Origin of the sequence: Paludisphaera sp., from assembly GCF_037189885.1 — a bacterium.
Lineage (GTDB): Bacteria > Planctomycetota > Planctomycetia > Isosphaerales > Isosphaeraceae > Paludisphaera.
This window is the reverse complement of record NZ_JBBCIR010000038.1, coordinates 1-6050: the sequence shown is the minus strand read 5'-3', so window position 1 is coordinate 6050 and position 6050 is coordinate 1. Positions and strand designations below refer to the sequence as shown.

General features: G+C 70.9%; 7 protein-coding genes. 3 read left to right on the top strand and 4 right to left on the bottom strand.

Features of this window, described 5'->3' with window-relative positions; genetic code table 11:
* Positions 1 to 101: 101 nt before the first annotated feature.
* Positions 102 to 1172 (bottom strand): tagatose 1,6-diphosphate aldolase, encoded by a 1071-nt coding sequence (locus tag WG209_RS12910; RefSeq protein ID WP_337175463.1) that lies wholly within the window; start codon positions 1170 to 1172, stop codon positions 102 to 104.
* Positions 1173 to 1347: 175 nt separating this feature from the next.
* Here WG209_RS12910 and WG209_RS12905 point away from each other — a divergent pair, with 175 nt between their 5' ends.
* Positions 1348 to 1692, top strand: coding sequence for a hypothetical protein (locus WG209_RS12905; protein WP_337175462.1), 345 nt, complete (start codon positions 1348 to 1350; stop codon positions 1690 to 1692).
* Between the two features lie 23 nt (positions 1693 to 1715).
* On the opposite strand, the gene WG209_RS12900 is transcribed toward WG209_RS12905, so the two are convergent.
* On the bottom strand, positions 1716 to 2495 hold the full coding sequence (locus WG209_RS12900; RefSeq protein ID WP_337175461.1) for a hypothetical protein: 780 nt from the start codon (positions 2493 to 2495) through the stop codon (positions 1716 to 1718).
* Positions 2496 to 2702: 207 nt separating this feature from the next.
* On the opposite strand from WG209_RS12900, the gene WG209_RS12895 reads away from it, so the two are divergent.
* Together WG209_RS12895 and WG209_RS12890 are read left to right on the top strand one after the other, a co-directional pair.
* Positions 2703 to 3140, top strand: coding sequence for a hypothetical protein (locus WG209_RS12895; protein ID WP_337175460.1), 438 nt, complete (start codon positions 2703 to 2705; stop codon positions 3138 to 3140).
* Between the two features lie 330 nt (positions 3141 to 3470).
* A complete protein-coding gene (locus tag WG209_RS12890) occupies positions 3471 to 4535 on the top strand; it encodes a class I fructose-bisphosphate aldolase (RefSeq protein WP_337175459.1) in 1065 nt (354 codons plus the stop codon).
* 545 nt (positions 4536 to 5080) lie between these two features.
* On the opposite strand, the gene WG209_RS12885 is transcribed toward WG209_RS12890, so the two are convergent.
* Both WG209_RS12885 and WG209_RS12880 read right to left on the bottom strand, forming a co-directional pair.
* The gene (locus WG209_RS12885) at positions 5081 to 5431 is read right to left on the bottom strand and encodes a DUF433 domain-containing protein (protein ID WP_337175458.1); all 351 of its coding nucleotides are present in this window, start codon (positions 5429 to 5431) and stop codon (positions 5081 to 5083) included.
* A gap of 87 nt (positions 5432 to 5518) precedes the next feature.
* Positions 5519 to 5881, bottom strand: a complete 363-nt coding sequence (locus tag WG209_RS12880; RefSeq protein WP_337175457.1) for a hypothetical protein — start codon at positions 5879 to 5881, stop codon at positions 5519 to 5521.
* Positions 5882 to 6050: the final 169 nt, after the last annotated feature.

Sequence of the window (6050 nt, the reverse complement as noted above, 5' to 3'; positions counted from 1 at the left end):
GCGATCGTCGGTCGCGCGCCCCCCTCATGCGCCCCTTCGGGGCACCTTCTCCCACCGGGGGGAGAAGGGAAGATATGGCTCGCCCGCGGCCGTGCCGGCCCTTATGCCGTCGGGTAGCGGAAGTGCCAGCCCTCGACGGCCCGCAGGGCGCCGAGGTCCTCGGCGGTGAAGCCGTAGCGCGAGTACCAGGGGCGGGCCTCGGCGCGGACGAGTTCGTCGACCTGGGAGAGCCTCTGGCGCGCGACGCCGGCCAGGAACCGCTGGCGGGATTCGGCGTCGTCCTGGTCGAAGTACTCCTTCCAGAACGCGCGGCCCCCCAGCACGCCGGAGGCCCCCGCGGCCAGCGCCATCTCGACCTGCGCCAGGTAGTCGTCGAAGTCCACGCCGGCGGAGAGGAGCACCCAGGGGCGCTCGGAGACGGCGTCGAGCGCCATCAGATTGTCCAGCAGCTGCTGGTCGCTCTCGCGGCCGAGCGTGCCGGGGAACTCGGCCTTGTAGATGTCGCAGTAGCGGCTCAGGACGCGGGCGCTCTCGATCACCGTCTCGGCCTTGCGGGCGAGGAACGATTCATCCTTCTTCGTCTCGCCGGCGAACGGGAAGGCGACGGCCTCCAGCAGCAGGAGGATGTCGTGCTTGCGGCACTCGTCGTGGACCTTCTCCGCCATCGCGAGGTTGGCGTCGGCGGATTCCGGCTCGGTCGGCTCGAACTGGGCCAGGAACTTGACGGCGTCGGCCCCCATGCGCTTGGCCTTCTCGACGCTCCAGCCGGGCTCGATCGTCGCCATCGGCGCGCCCTTGGCGCTCATCTCGTACTTCGTGCGCTCCAGCCGCAGCAACAGGCCCACCCGCGGCGGGACCGCCCCGGAGACCACCGCCGACCACGCGCCGTAGTAGGGATCGATCAGCACCCCCGAGGCCGCCGTCGCGAGCCCCCGCATCAGGTCGAGCTTCGCCTCGACGACGTCCTCGTAGGTCGCCGCGCGATCCACGCCGGCGCGGCGGAAGGCCTTGCCGGCCATGTCGATGACGGAGTTGTTCTGGTCCAGGGCCAGCATGGTGAGCGTCCCCTGGGGGTTGCTGATCCGCTGCAACCCCCGGAGCTTGCCCGGCGTCAGCCCCTTCGACGCCAGCATGAACGCCCCTTGCCGCTTCGATCCGTCCCCGAACGTCATGGCCCGCCTTCTTCCCGGTTCGTCGTGCGTCTCCCGATCGCGCCGCGCGACGCGATCGCCCTGACCGCCATTCTAACCGATCGACCCCTCGGCCGGGGACGCCGCGGCCCGCCTGGAGTCTGCGGATATAAGATGGATCGATCGAAGGCGCATCGTGACCGCCGGAGTTCTCGCGATGAAGACCATGACGCGGATCGGGCTGCCGGCGGCCATCCTCCTGATCCTGGGGGCCCTCGCCGCCGAGACGTTCGCGAAGCGGGAGGTGGGCCTGGGAATCTCGGCGCACGCGCGGGCGGCGCGGGCGCTCAACGCCGGCAAGCCGGTGGACCGGGCGCGGGCGGTCGCCACGGCCCGGGAGCATGCCGACGCCTCAAGGGCCGCCTCGATGCTCGGCCTGGCGGCGGCCGTGCTGGGCGTCGCCTCCTGGTTGTTCTCGCTCCGGCGAGGTGAGGCCGGCCCCCACTGGATGCCCGCGACGCTGCTCGCGTCCTACATCCTCTGGCTCTTCATGCTGGTCTGACCGCCGAGACTCCGCCCCGGCCGTCACTTCGCGGGGACTTCCTTCAGGATGAACCGCGACAGCTCGAAGCCCCCGGGGCCGACCCGCGTGGTCCCCGAGAACGGCGAGGCGAACATCAGGATCAGGTACAGGTTGAGCGCGATGAGCGTGGAGAGCATCGCCGTCATCGCCACCTGGAGGCCGAAGCGATCGATCTTGAAGAAGTAGGTGAAGACCACGGTGATCGTCCCGCCGACGATCAGGACGACCCACACCAGGGCGGGGAGGCCGGATTCCACGGCGAGGAGCAGGCGCGTGCGCCGGCCGTTCCAGAACTGGGTCGCCGCCTGCGCCGCGGCGGCGAAGAGCTGCGACTCGCGGTCGTCGCGGGGCTCGAAGGCGTAGGTCTCGCGCACCAGGTCGACCGCGAGCCGGCGGGCCTCCGGCGACGGCCCGCCGGCGGCCATCTTCGGCCACTCGTCCTCGATCACCGCGCGGACGTACGCGTCGGCGAGCTCGCGGATCCGCCGAGGGCCGTCGCCGGGGAGTTGCGAGGCGATGAGGAGGATGTCCGACAGGGCGTTCGACTCCTCCTCGACCGCCAGGCGGGCGTCGTAGAACTTGGCCATGGCGTCGACCACGACCAGGCCCAGGATCACCGCGTAGAGCGTCCCGGCCACCGCGAACAGGTAGCTGGCGACGTCCTTGACCCCCTCCAGGTCCTCGCGATGCAGGCGTCTCCGCGCCAGGATCAGCCCCCCGATCGACGCGCTGACGCACGCCAGGACGAGGAGCAACCCGATCGGATGCGAATCGATCGCCATGACGCGCGAGCCTCCCTGGCGCGCGGGAATCCGCGATCGCCCCGATTCAGAGTATCCGCGTCGGCTCGCGGCGCACACGGCCCGCCCGGAGACGGACGGCTTGACGCGACCGCCCCCGGCAGGGTCCCCTGGGACGGTCCCGCCCTCGACTGCCGCGATGCCGGGAGGACCGACGCCGAGATCGACGGGAATATGGACGAACGACGCATGACGACGCGACTGATCCCGGGCCTCGCCCTGGCCGCCCTGCTGGGCTGCTCCCCCGCGCCCGACGCCCCCCCCGACGCGGAGCCCACCCCGACCGAGCTGGTGGGCGAGATCGTGCGGACCTGCCACGAGATGGGCCGGCCGATCCCCAGGACGCCGAGGGACGCCGAGAAGATCCCCGGCGCCTCCCCCCGGGCGATCGAGGCGCTCAGGTCCGGCGCGGTGGTCATCCACTGGGGGCTCGACCTCGACGAGCACGGCGGCACCACGGTCGTCGGCTTCGAGAAGGACGCGCCGGAGCGTGGGGGCCGGGTCATCCTGGCCGACGGCACGGTCGCCGACCTGGACGCCGGCCAGATCCGCGAGCTCCCCCGCCCGCCGGGCGACCCGCCGAGGCCGGGGGGGCCGGGCGCGGGACGCGGGGCGGGGGGGCGCTGAGCCGGGGCGGGAATCGGTCCGGCGGGGCCTGGACGCTCATTGCAAGCCGGCCCGGTCGGACCTATGATGGAGCCTTGCCCCGGTCGCATCCGCAAGCCCCTCGCGGGCGGCACGGAGCCGGGGCCGCGCGGTCGGCCGGATGGATCCACGCCGGGCGCGACGATCCGCCCCCCGGGCCCGCTCATCGGGGCCGCCGTCCGGGGCGAGATGGACGAACTCCATCGTCGAGATCGAATCCCCTTCCCTATCCAGTGAATCGCGGACCAGCGTCGGCTTCCGCCCCCCGAACGAGGGATCGCCGAGACGTCCGCGCATCGGAGTGCCGTGACCATGGCGTCCGCGATCAGCGAGTACCTCGGGAGCGAGGCCGACAGCCTCCTCGGCTACACCTGCAAGGCGATCCCCAAGGAATCGCTCCACCTGCCGGGCCCCGACTTCGTCGACCGCATCTTCGTCCCCAGCGACCGCAACCTGCGCGTGCTGGGCAACCTCTCCTGGCTGTTCAACGCCGGCCGCCTCGCCGGGACCGGCTACCTCTCGATCCTGCCGGTCGACCAGGGCATCGAGCACTCCGGCGGCGCCAGCTTCGCCAAGAACCCGGCGTACTTCGACCCCGAGAACATCGTCAAGCTCGCCATCGACGGCGGCTGCAACGCCGTCGCCAGCACGTTCGGCGTCCTCGGGATGGTGGCGCGCAAGTACGCCCACAAGATCCCGTTCATGGTCAAGATCAACCACAACGAGCTCCTGACCTACCCCAACAAGGCCGACCAGATCCTCTTCGGCAAGGTCGAGGAGGCCTACGACATGGGCTGCGCCGCCATCGGCGCGACCATCTACTTCGGCTCCGAGAACTCCGGCCGCCAGATCGTCGAGATCGCCGAGGCGTTCCACCGCGCCCACGAGCTGGGGATGGCCACCGTCCTGTGGTGCTACCTCCGCAACAACGCCTTCAAGACCGACAAGGACTACCACGTCGCCGCCGACCTCACCGGCCAGGCCAACCACCTGGGCGTCACCATCGAGGCCGACATCATCAAGCAGAAGCTCCCGGAGAACAACGGCGGCTTCAAGGCCCTGAACATGGGCGGCTCCAGCTACGGCAAGCTCGACGAGCGGATGTACACGGAGCTCTCCTCCGACAACCCGATCGACCTCTGCCGCTACCAGGTGGCCAACTGCTACATGGGCCGCGCGGGGCTCATCAACTCCGGCGGCGCCAGCGGCAAGAACGACTTCGCCGAGGCGGTGCGCACGGCCGTGATCAACAAGCGCGCCGGCGGCATGGGCCTGATCTCCGGCCGCAAGGCGTTCCAGCGCCCGATCGCCGAGGGGGTCAAGCTCCTCCACGCGATCCAGGACGTCTACCTCGACGAGTCGGTCACCGTCGCCTGACGGCCCGAAATAAGTCAAGCGGCCCCGGGCCGACGCCGATAACAATGGTGTCGGCTGGGACGCCGACCCGGTCAAGGACGACCGAGCGACGAGGCTCTCATCGGCGGTCGGCCCAAGGAAGGGCGCGACCCGAAGGCCGACGGGCCAGGGACGGCCCCGCCCCGCGATATCCGACGGTTCATCCCGGACGCCCCGACGGCCCCCCAGCCGCCCGGGGCGTCCGGCGTTTAGAAGCGCCGTCTTCCTCCCGCGGCATCGATCTCCGCGGCCCGCCGACGATCGTGGCCGTGATTTCTCGGGAGCCAGAAAGGTCTTCCCCCCTGGAGGGGGAAGACAGACCGCGAAGCGGTCAGATGAGGGGGGGCTTGCCCGCGGAGTTTCGGATTTCGCGATCCATCGGGCGGGCCGACGGCCTCGGAAGGCCCCCCCCGAACTCCCGAGGTCGTCTCATTCGTCCCCCCCTCATCCGGCCCTTCGGGCCACCTTCCCCCGCCAGGGGGGAAGGACGTTATGAGGGTCGGTGATCCGGGATCAATCCGCAATTCTCATCCAGGTGGAAGGCGATCGTCCTGGGCATGGAGTCGCCTCAACTTCTCCGCCACGGGCGACGGACCGGCCGTCTCCCGGAGTTCGGCCACGAACCGCTCGTCGGCATCGATGTCGGCATCGATGGCCTCGCGATGGGAATGGTAGTACGCCAGCGCGGAATAGACCGCGGGGAGAGTCAGCGTCGGGTACGTCGCGACAATCTCCTCGGGCGACATGCCCATCCGCTCATGCCAGACGGCGATATGCTGCACCTTGATCCGATGGCCGGCGACGTGCGGCTTCCCGCCGCAGTAGCCGGGCCGGATGGCGATGTACTCGCCGATGACCGGGATCGTCGGCATGTCCATGATCCTGCCTCCAGGCGTCCGGGCCGATCAGGGGAGGATTCCCCCACGTCCATCCTACCGGGTCTCGGCCCATCCTCCACCCCCGGCTCACCGCGCCCCCACGCCGATCAGGGCGCGGGAGCCGTCGCCGAGGGGGCGTTCGTAGAAGAAGAGTTGGTTCTCCGGCGCGTCGACGCGGGTGGAGAAGGGGGGGGCGTCGCCGTCCTTGAAGGTGCAGCGCAGGAGGACGCGGCCGGCGTCCTCGCCCTCGAAGGTGGTGTCGGCGGATCGGCCGTCGCCGAGGTCGCACGTCAGGGTCTCGCCGGGGCGCAGCGGCTCGCTCCGCGTGGCGATCAGCTCCAGGCCGTCATCCGGCGCGATCGAGCGGAGTTGGCCCCGCACCGGCGCGAGCCGAGGGTCGATCCCGGATCCCCCGGGCGTCGCCCGGATCGCGAACACCGTGACCGTCACCGGCGGGCCAGGCTCGACGGGCGGCGAAGGGGGATCGGCGTGGTTGGCGCAGCCGGCGAGGAGCAGGAGAAGGCAAGCGATTCCGCCTAGCTGGCGGGCGCCATCGTCCCCTCTCCCCCCGGGAGAGGGTGGCCCGTAGGGCCGGGGGAGGGCCCAGGGGGGTGGGGGT